The organism is Oceanisphaera arctica, assembly GCF_002936955.1.
In the GTDB taxonomy this organism is placed as follows: domain Bacteria; phylum Pseudomonadota; class Gammaproteobacteria; order Enterobacterales; family Aeromonadaceae; genus Oceanimonas; species Oceanimonas arctica.
On sequence record NZ_MPZM01000032.1, the window covers coordinates 17,989 to 35,885 of the forward strand.

The 17,897-nt window shown below is 59.8% G+C and carries 14 protein-coding genes; 11 read left to right on the forward strand and 3 right to left on the reverse strand.

Features of this window, described 5'->3' with window-relative positions; translation table 11 throughout:
• Nucleotides 1–79 precede the first annotated feature (79 nt).
• From UN63_RS12620 to UN63_RS12640, 5 genes are all read left to right on the forward strand, one after another.
• Nucleotides 80–1,219, forward strand: a complete 1,140-nt coding sequence (locus tag UN63_RS12620; RefSeq protein WP_104487103.1) for an efflux RND transporter periplasmic adaptor subunit — start codon at nucleotides 80–82, stop codon at nucleotides 1,217–1,219.
• A gap of 2 nt (nucleotides 1,220–1,221) precedes the next feature.
• The gene (locus tag UN63_RS12625) at nucleotides 1,222–4,317 is read left to right on the forward strand and encodes an efflux RND transporter permease subunit (RefSeq protein ID WP_104487104.1); all 3,096 of its coding nucleotides are present in this window, start codon (nucleotides 1,222–1,224) and stop codon (nucleotides 4,315–4,317) included.
• 197 nt (nucleotides 4,318–4,514) lie between these two features.
• A complete protein-coding gene (locus tag UN63_RS12630) occupies nucleotides 4,515–5,504 on the forward strand; it encodes a c-type cytochrome (RefSeq protein ID WP_104487105.1) in 990 nt (329 codons plus the stop codon).
• An 8-nt stretch (nucleotides 5,505–5,512) separates the two neighbouring features.
• Nucleotides 5,513–6,253, forward strand: coding sequence for a DUF6969 family protein (locus UN63_RS12635; protein WP_104487106.1), 741 nt, complete (start codon nucleotides 5,513–5,515; stop codon nucleotides 6,251–6,253).
• Between the two features lie 21 nt (nucleotides 6,254–6,274).
• Nucleotides 6,275–7,189, forward strand: a complete 915-nt coding sequence (locus UN63_RS12640; protein ID WP_104487107.1) for a patatin-like phospholipase family protein — start codon at nucleotides 6,275–6,277, stop codon at nucleotides 7,187–7,189.
• Nucleotides 7,190–7,238: 49 nt separating this feature from the next.
• Here the strand turns inward: UN63_RS12640 and UN63_RS12645 are convergent, their stop codons facing one another.
• From UN63_RS12645 to lhpI, 3 genes are all read right to left on the reverse strand, one after another.
• The gene (locus UN63_RS12645) at nucleotides 7,239–8,534 is read right to left on the reverse strand and encodes an NAD(P)/FAD-dependent oxidoreductase (RefSeq protein WP_104487108.1); all 1,296 of its coding nucleotides are present in this window, start codon (nucleotides 8,532–8,534) and stop codon (nucleotides 7,239–7,241) included.
• Nucleotides 8,531–9,973: a Na+/H+ antiporter NhaC gene (gene nhaC / locus UN63_RS12650; RefSeq protein ID WP_104487109.1), complete on the reverse strand. Its 1,443-nt coding sequence runs from the start codon at nucleotides 9,971–9,973 to the stop codon at nucleotides 8,531–8,533. The genes UN63_RS12645 and nhaC overlap by 4 nt, the downstream gene beginning before the upstream one ends.
• A gap of 112 nt (nucleotides 9,974–10,085) precedes the next feature.
• Nucleotides 10,086–11,051 (reverse strand): bifunctional Delta(1)-pyrroline-2-carboxylate/Delta(1)-piperideine-2-carboxylate reductase, encoded by a 966-nt coding sequence (gene lhpI, locus UN63_RS12655; RefSeq protein WP_104487110.1) that lies wholly within the window; start codon nucleotides 11,049–11,051, stop codon nucleotides 10,086–10,088.
• Between the two features lie 352 nt (nucleotides 11,052–11,403).
• Here lhpI and UN63_RS12660 point away from each other — a divergent pair, with 352 nt between their 5' ends.
• From UN63_RS12660 to UN63_RS12685, 6 genes are all read left to right on the forward strand, one after another.
• A complete protein-coding gene (locus UN63_RS12660) occupies nucleotides 11,404–12,057 on the forward strand; it encodes an AraC family transcriptional regulator (protein ID WP_219821166.1) in 654 nt (217 codons plus the stop codon).
• A gap of 130 nt (nucleotides 12,058–12,187) precedes the next feature.
• Nucleotides 12,188–13,585: a sodium:solute symporter family transporter gene (locus tag UN63_RS12665; RefSeq protein WP_104487112.1), complete on the forward strand. Its 1,398-nt coding sequence runs from the start codon at nucleotides 12,188–12,190 to the stop codon at nucleotides 13,583–13,585.
• 111 nt (nucleotides 13,586–13,696) lie between these two features.
• Nucleotides 13,697–14,089 (forward strand): YbaN family protein, encoded by a 393-nt coding sequence (locus UN63_RS12670; RefSeq protein WP_104487113.1) that lies wholly within the window; start codon nucleotides 13,697–13,699, stop codon nucleotides 14,087–14,089.
• Between the two features lie 70 nt (nucleotides 14,090–14,159).
• Nucleotides 14,160–14,705 carry an adenine phosphoribosyltransferase gene (gene apt, locus UN63_RS12675; RefSeq protein ID WP_104487114.1) on the forward strand — a complete coding sequence of 182 codons (546 nt, stop codon included), beginning with the start codon at nucleotides 14,160–14,162 and terminating at the stop codon, nucleotides 14,703–14,705.
• Nucleotides 14,706–14,711: 6 nt separating this feature from the next.
• Entirely contained in the window at nucleotides 14,712–17,300 is a 2,589-nt protein-coding gene (dnaX, locus tag UN63_RS12680) for a DNA polymerase III subunit gamma/tau (RefSeq protein ID WP_104487115.1), read from the forward strand.
• Nucleotides 17,301–17,340: 40 nt separating this feature from the next.
• On the forward strand, nucleotides 17,341–17,670 hold the full coding sequence (locus UN63_RS12685; RefSeq protein WP_104487116.1) for a YbaB/EbfC family nucleoid-associated protein: 330 nt from the start codon (nucleotides 17,341–17,343) through the stop codon (nucleotides 17,668–17,670).
• Nucleotides 17,671–17,897: the final 227 nt, after the last annotated feature.

Genomic DNA, 17,897 nt, shown 5'->3' on the forward strand with positions numbered 1-17,897 from the left:
TGTCCGTTCAGGCATCCGGGACGACTAGACTTCAACCTGAGGCAAGCCATCAAGCTGCAGTCACAGATCAGAGGAATCGATGCCGAAAAAATTGCTATGGGCCGGAGTGGGTCTGCTTGTCGTGCTGCCTATCGTCGCCGTGCTGGTGTTGATCAAGCTGGCCCAGTTCAATGCCATGGCTCAGGCGGGAGAGCAGCAGCAAATGCCGCCGGAGCCGGTCAATATGATCGAAGTGCGGGAGGAACGCTGGCAGCCGGTGATCAGGGCGGTGGGCTCTGTGGTGGCGGTGCAGGGCGCCCTGTTGCGTATCGAAGCCGAGGGCATAGTGCGGGATATCTCCTTCGAGTCGGGTGCCCGGGTCGAGGCCGGTAACGTGCTGTTGCGGCTCGATGCCGAGCTGGAACAGGCCCAGTTGCGTGAGGCCCTGTCAGTCGCCGCCCTGGCGCGGCTTTCCTTCCGGCGGGGGCAACAACTGCGCAAAAGCGGCAGTATTTCCCGGAGCGAGTTTGATCAGGTTGCCGCCAACCTGAAACAGAGCGACGCCCGGGTCGATTTTTTCCGCGCCCTGATCAACAGAAAAACCCTGCGCGCCCCCTTCACCGGACAGCTCGGTATTCGTCAGATAAGCCGGGGCCAGTTTCTCGACAAGGGCAGCGCCGTGGTGTCGCTGCAGTCGCTCGACCCGGTTTATGTGGACTTTTCCCTGCCCCAGCAGCGTTTGGCCGAGCTGAGCGCCGGCCTGTCGGTGACGGTGAGCTCCGATAGCTACCCCGATCAACCCTTCGCGGGCAAGGTCTCCGCCTTCAACCCCGAGATAGACGCCGTGACCCGCAGTGCGCGGGCTCAGGCGACTCTGGTCAACCCGGACGACCGCTTGCGGCCCGGCATGTTTGTTTCGGTAGAGATGCAGCTGGCACGTTCGGAGTCCGTCCTGCTGGTTCCCCAGACGGCGGTGGTACACGGCCCCGGTGGTGATGCGGTCTTCGTGCTGGAAGAGGACGCACAAGGATCGGATGGAGCCTCGTCACTGGTGGTTCAGCTGCGACCGGTGCGACTCGGCGTTCGGCGCGGCGATTTCGTGGCGGTCACCGAAGGGCTGGCGGTGGACGAGCGGGTGGTGTCGACCGGTGTATTCAAGTTGCGCCCGGGCATGGCGGTGGTGATAGACAACCGTTTGGCGCCGGACTTCAAACTCGACCCCCAGCCCGGTAATAGCTGATTATGGGCGCCTTCACCGATATCTTCATCCGTCGCCCGGTGCTGGCACTGGTGGTCAGCATAGTGATCGTGATCGCCGGTTTGCAGGCCTGGTGGTCGCTCAGCGTGCGTCAGTATCCCCAGAGCGAGAACGCCTCCGTGATTGTCGCCACCCCCTATATCGGCGCCAGTGCCGAGGTGGTGCGCGGCTTCGTCACCACCGCCATCGAGGGCGCCATCGCCTCCGCCGACGGCATCGATTATGTGGAGTCCAAGAGTCTGCTCGGCCTGTCGCTGGTGACGGCGCGACTCAAGCTCAATTACGAGCCGACCCGGGCGCTGGCCGACATTACCGCCAAGGTCAATCAGGTGCGCAACGAGCTGCCGGCGGAGGCGGAGGTGCCGGCGATCAGCGTGCAGTCGGCGGACTCGGAATTTGCCGCTGCTTATCTGAGCTTTTCGTCCGAGCGGTTATCCCAGAGCGAGATCACCGACTATCTGGTGCGGGTGGTGCAGCCCCGGCTGGCGGCCCTGGCCGGGGTGCAGCGGGCCGAGATCTTCGGGGCTCGCACCTTTGCCATGCGGGTCTGGCTCAAGCCGGAGCGGATGGCGGCGCTCAATATCAGCCCGGCCCAGGTGAGCGCAGCGCTGGCCGCCAACAATTTTCTGTCGGCGGTGGGCAGCACCAAGGGGGCCCAGGTGCAGGTGTATCTGACCGCCAATACCGATCTGCATACCGCCGAGCAGTTCCGACAACTGGTGGTGCGCCGGCAGGGCGATACCCTGGTGCGACTGCAGGAGGTGGCCGAGGTGGAGCTGGGCGCCGAGGACTATGACACCGAGGTCAGCTTTAACGGCAAGACGGCGGTGTTCATGGGGATTTTTCCGCTGCCCAACACCAATGTCATCGAGGTGATTCAGGGGGTTAGGGCGGATCTGGAGGTCCTCGATCGGGATCTGCCCGCCGGGCTTGCGGCCAAGCTGGGCTACGATGCCTCCGAATACATCGACAACGCCATCCATGAGGTGGTGGGCACCCTGCTCGACACCCTGCTTATCGTTATCGTGGTTATCTTCCTGTTTCTCGGCTCCTGGCGCTCGGTGTTGGTGCCGGTGGTGGCCATTCCGGTGTCGCTGGTCGGCGCCATCTTCCTGATGCAGGCCTTCGGCTTCACCCTCAACCTGTTGACCCTGCTGGCCATAGTGCTGTCGGTGGGGCTGGTGGTGGACGATGCCATCGTGGTGGTGGAAAACGTCGAACGGCATCTGCGAGAGGGGCGTACGCCGGTGAAGGCGGCGCTGGTCGGTGCCCGGGAGCTGATTGGCCCGGTCATCGCCATGACCATTACTCTGGCCGCCGTTTATACCCCCATCGGCCTGCAGGGCGGCCTGACCGGCTCGCTGTTTCGCGAGTTTGCCTTCACCCTGGCCGGAGCCGTGACCATTTCCGGAATCGTGGCGCTGACCCTGTCCCCCATGATGAGCGCCACCCTGCTGCGCAGTGCCGAGCGGGAAGAGCGCGGCTTTACCGGCTGGGTTAACCACAGATTCGACCGCTTTCGCCTGGCCTACGGGCGGGGGCTGGCGCGTGTGCTCAAGGTCCGGCCGGCGGTCTATGTGTTCTGGGCCGTGCTGACCCTGCTGGTGGGGCCCATGTATCTGTTTTCGCCCAAGGAGCTGGCGCCGCTCGAGGATCAGGGGTTCATGTTCGGCATCATCAACAATGCGGCCAATGCCTCGGCGGATCAGAAAATTCATTTCGGGCGGGCGGCGGAGCAGGTGTTTCTGGCGGCGCCCGAGCGGGAGCTGACCTTCCAGATCTTGCTGTCGCCCTCGGATCCGTTCTCGGCGGCCCTGGGCATCGGCGGCTTCAGTGGCATGGTGGTCAAGCCCTGGGATCAGCGCAGTCGCTCGATCCGCGAAATCGTGCCCGAGATGCAGGCCGGGCTGTCTGCCATTCCCGGCCTGCAGGTGTTCGCCAGCCAGCCGGCGGCGCTACCCGGGGGCAGCAATTTCCCGGTCGAATTCATCCTGTCTTCTACCGACGAGCCGGCACAGATGCTGGCGTATGCCGAACAGCTGCAGATGAAGGCGATGGAAAGCGGCCTCTTCTATTTTCCGCCGGTGATCGATCTCAAGATTGACCAACCCCAGTCGGAAATTGTGCTCGACTACCAGAAGCTCGCCGTCCTCGGGCTGACCCAGCGGCAGGTGGGGGCCGATCTTGGGGCGGCTCTGGGGGGCAACTATGTCAATCGTTTCAACATAGAGGGGCGGGCCTACAAGGTGATCCCCCAATTGGTGCGGGGCGAGCGGCTCAATCCGGATCAGCTGACCGACATTTATATCAGCGGGCCGGGTGGGCAACTGATCCCGCTCGGCGCCATCGCCACCCTGCGCGACAGCACGGTGCCGCGCTCCCTCAACCGGTTTCAGCAACTCAATGCGGTCAAGCTGTCGGGCATCACGCCTCGGCTGGACGAGGGACTCAGGGTGCTGGAAGGTGCCGCACGCGAGCTGTTGCCGGCGGATTACACTATTAACTACACCGGCGAATCGCGCCAGCTGCGTACCGAAGGCGGCAAGTTTCTGCCGGCGCTGGGGCTGGCGATACTGATGATATTTCTGGTGCTGGCGGTGCAGTTCAATTCCTTTCGCGACCCGCTGGTGATTTTGCTGGGCTCGGTGCCGCTGGCCATGTTCGGGGCGCTGATCTTCACGGTGCTGAAGATGCCCAATCCGGACCTTCCCTACTGGACCGACGGCTGGACCACGACCCTGAATATCTACGCCCAGGTCGGGCTGGTGACCCTGGTGGGGCTTATCGCCAAGAACGGCATCTTGATCGTCGAGTTTGCCAACAAGCTGCAGCAACAGGGGCACGACAAGCTGGCGGCCATCGAAGAGGCGGCCATGACCCGTTTTCGCCCGGTGCTGATGACCTCGGTCGCTACAGTGGCGGGGCACTTTCCGCTAACGCTGGTGGAGGGGCCGGGGGCGGCGGCGCGTAACTCCATCGGCCTGGTGCTGGTGGGCGGCATGGCCATCGGCACCCTGTTCACCCTGTTTGTGGTGCCCTCACTCTATATGCTGATAGCCCGGCAGCACGGCAAGTCATAAATGACACCCAGTGCCTCTGCCCTGAGGGAGCCAGCTATTCTGAGATAAGGATGTTTGTTTCTTCGTCTCGATAACAAGACTCGATAAAAATGCGGGTCGTCTTGTAATAACCGGGGAACCTGTTGCGACTGTATTAATCGGTAAGGCCTGTTTATCCCGTGCCTTTCATGGACGATTTTATCTTTAGGAGCATGATCATGCGTCGATATCACCCCCAGTCCGAGTTTCACTTTCGTATTACGCCCGTTGCCGCCCTGGTGTCGGCCTCTTTGCTGGCCCTGGCGCTGTCGGGTCCGGTGCAGGCCGTCGAGTCGGGCGACAATGGCGTGCCACCGATAGCCATGAGCAAGAAGCCTTGTGCAGCTAATCCTTGTACCGCTAACCCATGTGCCGCGAATCCATGCAGTGCCGCCGAGTCTGCAGCCAATCCCTGTGCCGTCAAGAATCCCTGTGCGGTGAAGAGTCCTTGTGCAGTTAACCCTTGTTCGGCCAACCCCTGTGCGACCAAGAACCCCTGCGCCGCCAAACCGGCGGCAGTTAATCCCTGTGCCGCCAAGTCCGTGCAGCGACCGGCCAACTATCAGCCCTATCAGGGCGACAACGCCGAGCTGGTCACCCTGGGTCAGGCGCTGTTCAACGACACCAGCTTGAGCAGTAATGGCCTGTCGTGCAACAGCTGCCACCAGGGTCAGCAGATGTACCAGGGCAGTTTTGCCATGGCCTATCCCCATCCGGTGGCGATGGCTCAGGGCCAGTTTGGGGTGAGTCAGGTGCATCTGGATGAGATGATCCAGATTTGCATGGTGGCTCCCATGGCATCCCAGCCTCTGGCCTGGGATTCGAAAGAGCTGGCGGCCCTGGTGGCCTATGTAGCAACGGAGCAGGCTACCTTTAATCCCTGTGCTGCCAAAAATCCGTGCGCGGTGAAGAGTCCTTGTGCGGCCAACCCCTGTGCGGTGAAGAGTCCTTGTGCGGCCACCCCCTGTGCGGTGAAGAGCCCGTGTGCGGCCAACCCCTGTGCGGTGAAGAGTCCTTGTGCGGCCAACCCCTGTGCGGTGAAGAGCCCGTGTGCGGCCACCCCCTGTGCGGTGAAGAGTCCTTGTGCGGCTAACCCCTGCGCGGTAAAGAGTCCTTGTGCAGCTAACCCTTGTGCGGTGAAGAATCCCTGCGCCGTCAAGTCACAGTAAGGACGCCTATGACTGCAATCACACTTCAACCCTTGCCCAAACTGTTAGTGCCGGTGGCGGCCAGTCTGGCGCCCGATAATATTCACCGGATGCGCGAAGCCGGTGCCCGAGTCCGGGAATGCTATCGGGTGATGACCAAAGGCGGGATCAATATTGTCGGAGAAGTGCTCAAGGGGCAGGGGACTTTTTTCGAGATGACCCACTACCCCCTGGACGATGTCATCGATAGAGACAGCCACAGCCAGTATTACTACCATGCCCATCGTGGCGGCGAGCCGGAGCATGGCCACTTTCATACCTTTTTACGCGGGGCTGGCATACCCGCAGAGCTGAGTATGCTGAATTATCCCCAAGCCAGTGAGCCCTGGCCCCAGGGAGACAAGGCCATTGCCCATCTCGTCGCCATCGCCATGGATGCCTGGGGGTATCCTTCCGGCCTGTTTACCTGTAATCGCTGGGTGACCGATGAAAGCTGGTATCCGGCCGAGGCGGTGATTTCCCTGCTTGACAGCTTCGTTATCGATCATGCCAGTCCGTCCTGGCCGGTGAATATCTGGCTGAGCAACATGCTGATGCTGTTCCGGCCCCATATCGAGGCGCTGCTAAAGCACAGGGATGCGGTGATCAACCACTGGCAGGTGTTGCACCCGGACAAGGACGTGTTTGAAGACCGGCCGCTGGAGGTTACCGGCCAACTGGCGATTTCGGTTGATGACTGGTTGGCCGAGCTGGAGGCCGTGTTGGTTTAAGGCTAAGTCTAAGGAGGCCGCATGAGTGGGGAACATACTGGCAAGACGGCCCTGGTACTGGCCGGTGGTGGTAGCCTGGGCGCGGTACAGGTGGGCATGTTGCAGGCGCTGGTCGAGTCGGGCGTGCAGGCAAACATGGTGATCGGCGCCTCGGTGGGGGCCATCAACGGCGCCTATTTTGCCGCCCGGCCTCATGCGCAGGGAATCGAGGAGCTGGCCGAGCTCTGGCTGTCATTACGCAGCGAGGATGTTTTTCCCATTCATGCCTTCACCACCATCAAATCCTTGTTACTCGGGCATAACCATATCGCCAGGGCCGATGGCCTGGCCCGGTTGCTGCACAATAAGCTGCCGGTGGCGCGCATCGAGCAGACCGAGTTGCCACTGCATATACTGGCGACCGACTTGCTGACCGGCAAGGAAGCTTTGCTGTCGAGCGGCCCGCTGGCCGAGGCCCTGCTGGCCAGCTCGGCTATTCCGCTGATATTTCCCCATCGGGTGATTGACGGGCAGGCGCTGGTGGATGGCAGCATAGCCAGCAATACGCCCATCGCCAGCGCCGTGGAGCTGGGTGCCGAACGGCTGCTGGTGTTGCCCACCGGTTTTGGCTGTGCCTGCCCGGGAGTACCCGATCGCATGGCGTCACTGGCCCTGCATACCCTGAATCTGCTCAGCATGTGGCAACTGGTGCGGGATGTTGAACACTATCAGTCCCGGGCCGCCATTCATGTGGTGGCGCCCCTGTGCCCGCAGGCGGTGTCGGTGTTTGATTTTTCGGTCACCGCCGAGCTGTTGAGTCGAGCCCGGGCACATACCCTGGACTGGCTGGCGCAGGGTGGGCTGGAACAGGAAGGAGTACCCGAGACCCTGAGGCCTCATCACCACGAGGCCTCAGGGCGGGACCGGGCCGCCGGCTTGAGTATGCCAACAGGTTAATGGGCTGATGGTGGGTCGAACGGGAGCTCTGCCTCGCACCCTTCCATTGTCATTTAGCGGGCTCCTTGACGGTTTCACCACCTGTAATTGAGCAAAAACGGGACAGAGCGTAGGGCAAAAGATCCAGGGCAGGCTGGCGTTCCTCTACCAGTGACAGTATCAACTCGGCGCTGATCGCCGCCTGAGTCAGGCCCAGGTGCTGGTGCCCGAAGGCCAGCAGCAAATGGGGATAGACCGGGTGCCGATCGATAACGGGCAGCGAGTCTGGCAGGGTAGGCCGAAACCCCATCCATTCCTGTTGTGGCCAGTCGGTGTGCTTCAGCTCCGGCAGCAATGCCTGACTGTGATGGCGCAGTGTGGCGGTACGTTTTTGTTTGAAAGGTACTTCCAGTCCACCCCATTCACTGAACCCGACGGTTCTTAATCCGTTGGCCAGGGGAGTCATCACCACGTTGCGTTCGGCTGAGCCGATGGGGCGAGAGAGGGGTGGTTGTTCACCTTGCCAGGTAATGTGATAGCCCCGTTCGGCCTCCAGAGGAATATCTATCCCCAATGGTTTGAGCAGCCTTGTGCTCCAGGCGCCGGTACTGAGCACGGCTCGGTCAAACTGGTAATGACCATTATCGGTGGTCAGCTTGACCTGTTGACTGTCCGGCGACAAGGCGGTCACCGCTGTCTGCTGAAACTGACCTCCCAGCTGGATAAATGCCCGATACAGAGACTGACAGAGCAGCAAGGGATCGTCCATCTGGCAGGCGTCAGGGTAATAAATGGCGTGGGCAACACGGCCCGCCAGGGCCGGTTCCAGTTCAGCCACTTCCTTATGGTCAATCAACCTGGCATTGATATTCCATTCCTGCAGGTGGCGCAGGTGTTGCTCTGCGGCGGTCAGAGCCCGGGGGTTTTCCCAGATCTGAAGATAGCCGGATGCAAGCAGATGATGTTCCAGCCCTTCTGCGGTCAGCAGCCGTTGCCACGCAGCGATGGCTCTATGGTTCAAGGCATGTAATGCATGGCGGCTTTTGGCCGCCCTGGACTCGCTGCCACAGCGAACAAATTTCCATAACCAGGGTAGTGCCTTGTGAAAATAGGCAAGGGGGGTGGCGACAGGACCATGGGGGTGGAGCCATAGCCTGAGCGCCGCCTTCAGGGTACCCGGGTTGGCCAGCGGGTCTATCAGTTCGGTTGCCAGATAACTGGCGTTACCGGATGATGTCTGGCTGCCGGGCAATTGGGCGTCAAACAGGGTTACACCGTATCCTGCACGCTGCAGGGTAAGGGCATTGCAAAGGCCGACCACGCCGGCACCAATGACCGCAATCTGTGCTGTTTTTTCTTTTTTCATTTTATCTCACCGGTTTCAACGCGTTTGCAAAACCAGCCCATCTGGGCATACAGAATTCCGAGCATGGGAGACAGCCAGCAGGCGAAGGCCAGGGGGGCATAAAGCAGGGCACTGAAATCCCCGTCCACCACGGTCAAGCCCAGGGCGCCAATGACGAAGGCACCTCCCGCATTCCACGGGATAAGGGGGGAAACCAGGGTGCCGCCTTCTTCTATCGCTCGCGACAGATTCAAGCGGGAATAGCCTACCTTGTTGTATTCCGCCATATACATGCGTCCGGGCAGGGCAATGGATAAATACACGTCACCCGAGATGATGTTGGTCGTGATCGAGGTAAGAATGGCGCTGGTTTGCAGCCCCTTGAAGCCACGGGACAGCTTGAGAATGGCCTGCACCATGGACTCCAGGCAGCGGGTACGCTCCAGGGCGCCGCCAAAGGCCAGTGCGAACATCATCAGGGTCACCACCCAGGTCATGGAGGTGACGCCACCCCGGTTGAGCAGGCTGTTGAGAGCGTCATTGCCGGCTTCGATCTTGAAACCACTGTGTGCGAAGGTGAGGATCTGGTTCAGGTTGTAGCCATATTGACTTGCCGCCACGACAGCCCCGATGCTGAAGCCGATAAACAGGGCCGGTATAGGGGATACTTTGAAGAAAGCCAGGGCAATCAATACCAGTATCGGCAGGGCGGCGGGCCATCCCATGTCAAACTGGGTCAGCAGGCCTTGCTTGAAGGTGTCAATCTGTGCCAACTGGTTGACATCGTGCGCCACGCCGGCGGTGCCGACGAACAGATACAGTAAAAAGGCCAGGATCATGGCGGGTACCGTGGTCGGCATCATGTTGCGGATATGATTGAAGACATTGGTTTCGGTCACCGCTGCAGCCAGATTGGTGGTGTCGGACAGGGGGGAGATCTTGTCACCAAAAAATGATCCGGAAACCACGGCTCCGGCGGTCCAGTAGACGGGAATGGAAAATGCCTCGCCGATGCCAATCAATGCCAGCCCGACGGTGCCGACTGTGGTCCAGCTCGACCCGATAGCCAAAGACACCACGGAGCAGAGCAGCATGGCGGCTGCCAGAAACCAGGTGGGATTAATTAGCTCCAGTCCGTAATAAATCAGCATGGGCACGGTACCACTGGCAATCCAGATACTGACCAGCATGCCGACGACAATCAGCGTTGCAATGGATGGCATGGCGACATGCAGCACATGGAATGCCCCCGCTTCTATATCCTTCCAGCGGTATCCCTGAGTCCAGCCTACCAGGGCCGTAATGGCAAAACCGATAGCCAGTGCAATATGGGGGGTAAAATCGTTGTAATAAAAAATCTGCAGGGCAATCAGCCCTATGGTCGCCAGCATGGGGATGCAGGCGATGGGCAGGCTCGGCAGATTGGTGGTCGGGATGTCCTTCTGGACTGCGGTGTGCATAGGGTCTCTCCGTGACGGAATGCGAAGGATACTCGGTATCGTTATGTTGTTGATAGTGGTGTTATCTTTTACGCCGGTGATCATATCACCGGCGAATTGCTGCCTCTGGGGATTAACCCTGAATATCCTGGTACCTCTGATACGCCAGGATGGCAGCAGCGAGATCTTCTATCGATGCACCCACAGACTTGAACAGGGTGATGGCGTTTTCGGGATCAGCCAGCGCAGCCCGGCCCAGGTGAGCTCCCCGGCACAGGTCGGGCAGATCAGCCAGCACATCGTCTGCGTCGATCACCCCCTGTTGCAGGGGAATGAGCAGCTCTCCGGTTTCACTCAGGGCGCCGGCCCGGGTATCGACAAACAGTTGGCTGCGGCGCAGCGCCTCATCATCCGCTTCACGCATGGTGGGGGTAAAACTGCCGACCAGATCCAGGTGGCAGCCCGGGCTCAGCCATTCGCCTTTGAGAATAGGGGTCGTGGCCATGGTCGCGCAGCTGATGATGTCCATCTGCGAGGCAATCCGGGGTAAGTCCTCCAGGGACGCAACCTGTATATCCAGCCCCTGATCCCGGAACTCCATTACCAAATCCGCAGCGGCGGACGGATTGCGGCCCCATACCCATACCTGGGTGATGGGGCGAACGGCCATATGAGCCTGGATAAGACGTCGGGCCATGCGACCGGCCCCCATGACTAGCAACTTGGCGGACTCTGGTCTGGACAGGTAGCGTGATGCCAGGGCAGACGCCGCGGCGGTACGGCGAGCGGTCAGTTCATTACCTTCCAGTTGGGCCAGGGGCTGACCGGTTTTGCCACAGTTAAGCAGGTAATGGCTATTGAGCCCCGGTAGATTAAGCTTGCTGTTACCGGGGAAGACGTTCACCTGTTTGATGCCAAGGTATTCTCCTTCTACCCAGGCCGGCATGAGCAGGAGGGTTGCCTGAGGTGCGTCGGGGACATTGATAAAGTGATGATGGCGAACCGGAGACTGAACCTCTTTGGTAAACATCAGGTCCAGCTGATTGACAAGGGCTTCCCATGGTAAGGCATCGACGATTTGTTGGGCATTCAGTTGCATGGTTTCCCTTATTTTTTATGAATATGCCTCCATGCTAGGCGGATATGGCCTGTGAAAATTGGCAGAGGCTATGGAGTGGTTGTCTCAGGCTATGAAAATGAACAAATTTCACCGGGTAATGTTAGGGTCTGTTGTTAAATCGCACTCGCCTTTTGTTCCCAAGTGGCGACGCCATGGTTAGTATGCAGCTGACTGCCTGATGCTTTATGGAGAGAGTGCACACATGATTGCTACACAGGCCCGAACCAATGTGATTGCGACCCGGTCGGGGGAGCATCTACATGCCTATCCGCAAATACTCATCGGTGTTGGCGGGGCCACGCACTGTGAATTTGATAACAGTGCGGTCAGTATGACACGCGGTAGTGTGCTGATGGTGCCTGACGCGGCAAAACACAGTTATGCCGGGCTGGGTCTCGACAGCGAGCTTCTGGTGCTGGATCTGAACCTGGCTGATGAGCTGGTGCTTTCTCTGGAAACCGTGTGTGGCCTGTCGTTTCGTGACAGCCTGTTTCGTTCACCCCAGTCGGTGGAGCTGGCGGCCGAAACGCAGCCATTACTGGATTTTGCCCGATATCAGTTGTCACAGAGCCGGGGCGTCATCACCCAGGTGGTGAATCATCAGCTGGTCACGCTGTTTTTGACCCTTATCGGTCAGCAGTACGCCAGCGATAGCATCGACAAGCTGCCGTCATCACTGCGTCTGGATGTGCTTAACCGGGTGATTGACAACGCACTGGATGAGCCACCCGCCAATCATGTGCTGGCAGAGGCGCTGCACATCAGTGAAAGTCACCTTTATTATCTGTGCCGTAAGCAATTCGGTCTGACACCCCAGCAATATGCCAGTGCCCGACGGCTTAATCGGGCCCGCACCTGTTTGCAGCAAACGCGAATGAGCGTAACCCACGTCGCTCTGGAGCACGGTTTTGCCGATACGGCCAGTTTTTCAAGGGCTTATAAGCGCTTTTTTGGTCATTCACCCCGACAAGAGCGTATTCTATAGGATCGCCTCACAGCATGGCCAAGGGCATAAGCGAGATAAATAAATGGGTCCTCGTTGTAATAACGCCATCCCGGATATCGACTCAGCACCATACTCTTCAGACGACTGACCAGATGACAAGGTGATCCTCATGGCCGATTTTCCCGTTTCCATACTGATAGTGATGCTTGCAGGCGTGGGGCTGCTGAGCATGCTGCTGGCGCCCCGGGTCAGTACCGCCGAAGGCTTTTTCTCCGGCCGAGACGAACAGGGCGCACAGCCCGGATTGCTGACGTTGACCTTTTCTCAGGTCACCACCTGGATTTTTGCCCGCTCGCTGCTGAACGCCGCCATTCTCGGCTATTTCTACGGTATAGCCGGGGCTTTGGCCTACAGCGCCTATTACGGCTCCTTTCTCACTGGCTGGCTGATTGTCGACAGCCTGCGTTACCGCCACGGTGTACATAATATACAGGGCTTTCTGGTGGCTCGTTTCGGCCGGGTGGGCAGCGGCTGTTTCAATCTGCTGATTTCCTTGCGGCTGCTGACCGAGGTATTCGCCAACCTATTAGTCGTAGGCATGATATTTGGGGTGGCGGGCTCCGGCGCCTACACCGGGGCTATTCTGGCGGTGTCCGGGCTGACGCTGATCTATTCCATGACCGGCGGCCTGCGGGCTTCGTTGCGTACCGATGTGCTGCAAATGGGGCTGCTTATCGTACTCATAGTGCTGCTGGTCGGCATGGCGCTGCTGCATCCCTTGTTCGACTGGCAAAGCGTGCTGACCAGCAGCCCGGAATTAAACAGTCCGGGCTGGATATTGCTGCTGGTGGCCTTGCTGCAGGTGCTGAGCTACCCGCTGCACGATCCCGTGATGATGGACAGAGGCTTTATCGCCGACCGGGACACTACCAGACGCAGTTTTCTTCATGCTTTCTGGCTGTCGGCGCTGCTGATCCTGTCTTTCGGCCTGCTCGGGGTGTTTGCCGGTCTGCAAGGAGGGGAAGACAAGGATGTGCTGCTTACCCTGCAGCGGCTGCTAGGCACCCCGGCCATGCTGTTGTTGGGGCTGGCGCTGGTTATTTCCGCCGCCTCTACCCTGGACTCGACCCTGTCCAGCGCGTCCAAGCTGCTGGTGGTGGACATGGGGCTGGGGCGTCCCTCTGCTGGCAGCGGCCGGCTGGCGATGGCGTTGTTTGCCCTGGGCGGCCTGGTACTGGTGTTTGTCGGCAGCAAGGATCTGTTTGATGCGGTGGCGGTCAGTGGCACCGCCTCGCTGGCGCTGACCCCGGTGATACTGTTCAGCATACTGGCCGGACGGGAGGTGGCCCGCTGGAGCTTTGTGGCCAATTTTGCCGTGGCCCTAGCCGGCGCCGTGCTTTATTTTCTGGAGAAAGGCGGTCGGCTCGACCTGATAGGCCCGCTGTTTGGCGTGGAGCACAGTTACAGCAAGCTGCTGGTGATCACTGTGGTGATTCTGCTCTCGGGTCTGCTGCTGTTTGCTCTGGGGCTCAAGCCGAAGACGATTGCTCGGGAGCAGGGCGCCTGATTCCGATATCAAGCGGAGGAATTATGTGATGTCGGTCAACTGCCACTGCTTTGGCTCCCCGTGGAAGCGGCATCCTGCTATGATCGGCAGATGAATATTAAGGAGGGCGTTATGCGACTATTATTTGCCCTGCTTGGCAGTGTTTCGTTGGGCCTGGGGGTGCTGGGGGCGTTTTTGCCGGTGCTGCCCACCACGCCTTTCGTATTGTTGTCGGCATTTCTGTTCGGCAAGTCGTCGCCCCGGGTACACCATTGGTTGGTGAATCATCCCTGGTTTGGCGGCATGATCAGCGATTGGCAGGCTCATCGTGGTTTGCGTGCCCATGTGCGGCGCCGGGCCCTGTGGATGATGGCGTTAAGCTTTGGTTTTTCCATTTACATAGTGCCCCTGTGGCAGGTCAAAGTGGGGTTGGTGCTGACATTTGTGGCCCTGCTACTGTGGTTTTTACGCTTACCCCTGGTGCCCGAGCCCCCGGCAGTTGCATTGAAGCAGACTAGGCCCTAAGCTAGCCGCCATTCAACTTTATATGCCATGCCCGCGCCGTGTCCGGGCCTAACAAGGCTGCCTGTTTATTATGAAACAAGAAACCCTGAAACTGATTGCCGACAGCATCACCTCCATTCCCGATTACCCCAAAGAAGGCATCGTTTTTCGCGATATCACCAGCCTGGTGGAGAACGCCGAGGCGTTCAAGGCGACCATAGATGCCCTGGTGGAGCTGTATCGTCATTCCGGTATCACCAAGGTGCTGGGCACCGAAGCCCGCGGCTTTATCTTCGGCGCCCCGGTTGCGGCGGTCCTGGGGGTGGGTTTTATCCCGGCTCGCAAACCTTCCAAGTTGCCCCGTGAAGTCATTGAAGTGTCTTATGATCTGGAATATGGGCAGGATCGGCTGCAAATACATGTGGACTCCATTACGCCCGGCGAGAAGGTGCTGATCATCGACGATTTGCTGGCCACCGGCGGCACGGTGGAAGCGGCGGTCAAGCTGGTGCGCCGCTGTGGCGGTGAAGTGCAGGACGCGGCCTTCGTGATTGCCCTGCCGGCCCTGGGTGGTTTGCAGCGACTGAACAATATGGGCATCCGGGTGAACAGCCTGGTTCAGTTTGACGGTCATTAACCGACGATGAGTTATCAGGTCCTCGCCAGAAAATGGCGCCCCCGGCGTTTTGCCGATGTGGTGGGTCAGCAACATGTGCTGACCGCCCTGGTCAACGCCCTGTCACAGGGGCGCCTGCATCATGCCTATCTGTTCAGCGGCACCCGGGGGGTAGGCAAGACCTCCATCGCCCGGTTGCTGGCCAAGGCGCTGAATTGCGACACCGGCATCACCCCCGAGCCTTGTGGCCAATGTGCCAGTTGTCTGGAAATAGAGCAGGGGCGCTTCATCGATCTGCTGGAGATTGATGCGGCCAGCCGTACCAAGGTGGAAGACACCCGCGAACTGCTGGACAACGTGCAGTATCAGCCGGCCCGGGGGCGCTTCAAGGTGTATCTGATCGATGAAGTGCACATGCTCTCTCGTCACAGCTTCAATGCGCTGCTGAAAACCCTGGAAGAGCCGCCGCCGCACGTCAAATTTCTGCTGGCCACCACGGATCCGCAGAAGCTGCCGATCACTATTCTGTCTCGTTGTCTGCAGTTCCACCTGAAGAGTCTGGAGCCTGCGCTTATCGACGGTCAGCTGCATCATATTCTGCAGCAAGAGCAGCTCCCGTTCGAACCCGAGGCGACCGCCGCCCTGGCGCGCGCCGCCGATGGCAGCCTGCGTGATGCCCTGAGCCTGACCGATCAGGCGCTGGCTTTCGGCAACGGTGAAGTCAGGCTGGAGCTGGTCGAATCTATGCTGGGCAACCTCAACCGTAGCCAGTTACTGGCTCTGGTCGAGGCGGTGTTGGCCGGGGATGGTGAGGCCTTGCTGGCAAGCGTGGCCCAGCTGGCAGCCATGGGCCCGGATTACGATCAAATTCACAAAGAGCTGATTGGCTTCTGGCACCAGCTGGCCCTGGCGCAGGTGGTACCGGCGCCCCCGTCGCCTTATGCCGCCGAGCTCAATCGGCTGGCGCTGCTGGTGTCGGCCGAGCAAATACAGCTCTATTACCAGATTTGTCTGCAGGGCCGCAAAGACCTGCCTTTCGCCCCCGATGGCCGCTCGGCGCTGGAAATGACGCTGTTGCGTACCCTGGCCTTTTGTCCCGAGGCGCCGGTTGCCACGACCTCCGGTGCTACTGCTCCGCGAGTGGCTGTAGAGGGACCAGGAGCCACCGCCGCAAAAAAGCCTGAGCCGCCAACATCCGACACCGCTCCGCAAGACGCGATGGATGATGATGCGATGGCGGCCAGATTGTGGCAGGAGCAGGACGAAATTCTGACCGAAGCGGGACGTCTGGGTCATGCTTCACAGCCACAGCCACAGCCACAGCCACAGCCACAGCCACAGCCACAGCCACAGGAGCAGAGCAGTGCTCCGCAGGCACCGGCGGTAGACGAAGCGGCCTTGCCTTCACTGACGTCTTCACTGACGCCTTCACCGGCATCATCATCGGCATCATCACCGGCGGCGTCGAACTCGGCAGCAGCTGCACCAGAGGCGAAGATAACGGCGGTAAACTCTCCGGCTGAACGGCCACCAGCGGCCGACGCTGCGATGCCGACTCCGGAAGCCGCCGTTCCTCTGGCTTCGGCGCCTGTGTCTGCGGTCGACACCGTCATCGACGAGGCGGCGGCCGACGTCGCTCGTATTCGTCGCCTGTTGCAAACCCGTAACCGGTTGCGCAGCCAGAGTCCGGAGAAAACTCAAGGCCCGGAGAAAACTGCGGTCGAGCCAGACCAGCCTGCCGCCAGAACCCTGTCTACGGTGCCGCCGACCAGATCCGCGCCCCCTGTTACCCCGGCCCTAATTACTCCGGCTTCAGTCAAGCCTGCTCCGAGCCAGGCTCAGCCGGATGGCTCGCCGATGTCTATGGTAGAGCAGGGCGGTGGCCATCCTGACTCTCGGGCCATGACCGGGGCAGAAGAATTGCCGCCGCTCGATGCCTATGAGGACATGCCCTGGGATGACGACGATACACCGCCCTGGCAGGACGAATCGGCCGTTCCCCGGTCAACGGGGGTGCCAACGGTCAAGCCGGTGGCAACCGTCACGCCGACGCCACCGATAAATCGCCCTGCCGTATTGCCACATCAGCAGGCGGTAACATCCGCCAAGGCCGCCAGCACACCGAGCAAGCCGGTATCGCCCCTGCCTCGGCCCGGCTCCTCCAGGATTCGGGCAACCGCAGCGCCGTCTCAACCTGGTCCCGAGCCCCTGAAGGCGGCGAGCCTCTTGTCCGAGGCCGAGGACGAATGGACCCGGCTGGTGGCACAACTGCCGCTGGGCGGTCTGCTGCGCCAGCTGGCAATGCACAGCACCCTGGAGCGTAACGACACCCGATGGCGGCTCTGGTTGCGCCCGGCGCACCGTCATCTGCTGACCGACAAGACCCGTCAGGAGCTTGAGGCGGCCATCAACGGCCAGCAGCCGGCGCCAGTCAGTTTGCAGGTAGAGATAGGCGAACAGGACGGAGAAACCCCGTTCGAGATCGAACAATTGCTGTATCAGGCGGCGACCGCACGCGCCAAAGATGAAATCGAGGCCGATGATGCGGTACAATTTTTCATATCGCGCTTCGCGGCGGTGCTCGACACCGACAGTATCGAGCCCATGGCGCTGTAGCGTCGGGTTTTATTTATCCATTAATCAAGAGTGAGCATGTATGTTTGGTAAAGGTGGAATGGGCAATATCATGAAGCAGGCCCAGCAGATGCAGGAAAAAATGCAGAAGCTGCAAGAAGAGCTGGCCCAGCTGGAAGTTGTAGGCGAAGCCGGTGCCGGCATGGTTAAAGTCACCATGGCGGGCAGCCACTCGGTACGCCGTGTCGAGCTGGACGAAAGCCTGCTGCAAGACGACAAGGAACTGCTTGAAGATCTGCTGGCCGCTGCGGTTAACGATGCCGTGCGCCGCGTAGAAGAGCAGAACAAGAGTCGCATGGGCGAACTGACCGGCGGCATGCAACTGCCCCCGGGCTTCAAGATGCCGTTTTAAGCATTGAGCCATAAGCTGGAAGCCGGAAGAAAATATTTGACAGACGAGTCAGTCTTGCATGCTTTTTCTAGCTTCTAGCTTCTAGCTTCTAGCTTCTAGCTTCTAGCTTCTAGCTTCTAGCTTCTAGCTTCTAGCTTCTAGCTTCTAGCTTCTAGCTTCTAGCTTCTAGCTTCTAGCTTCTAGCTTCTAGCTTCTAGCTTCTAGCTTCTAGCTTCTAGCTTCTAGCT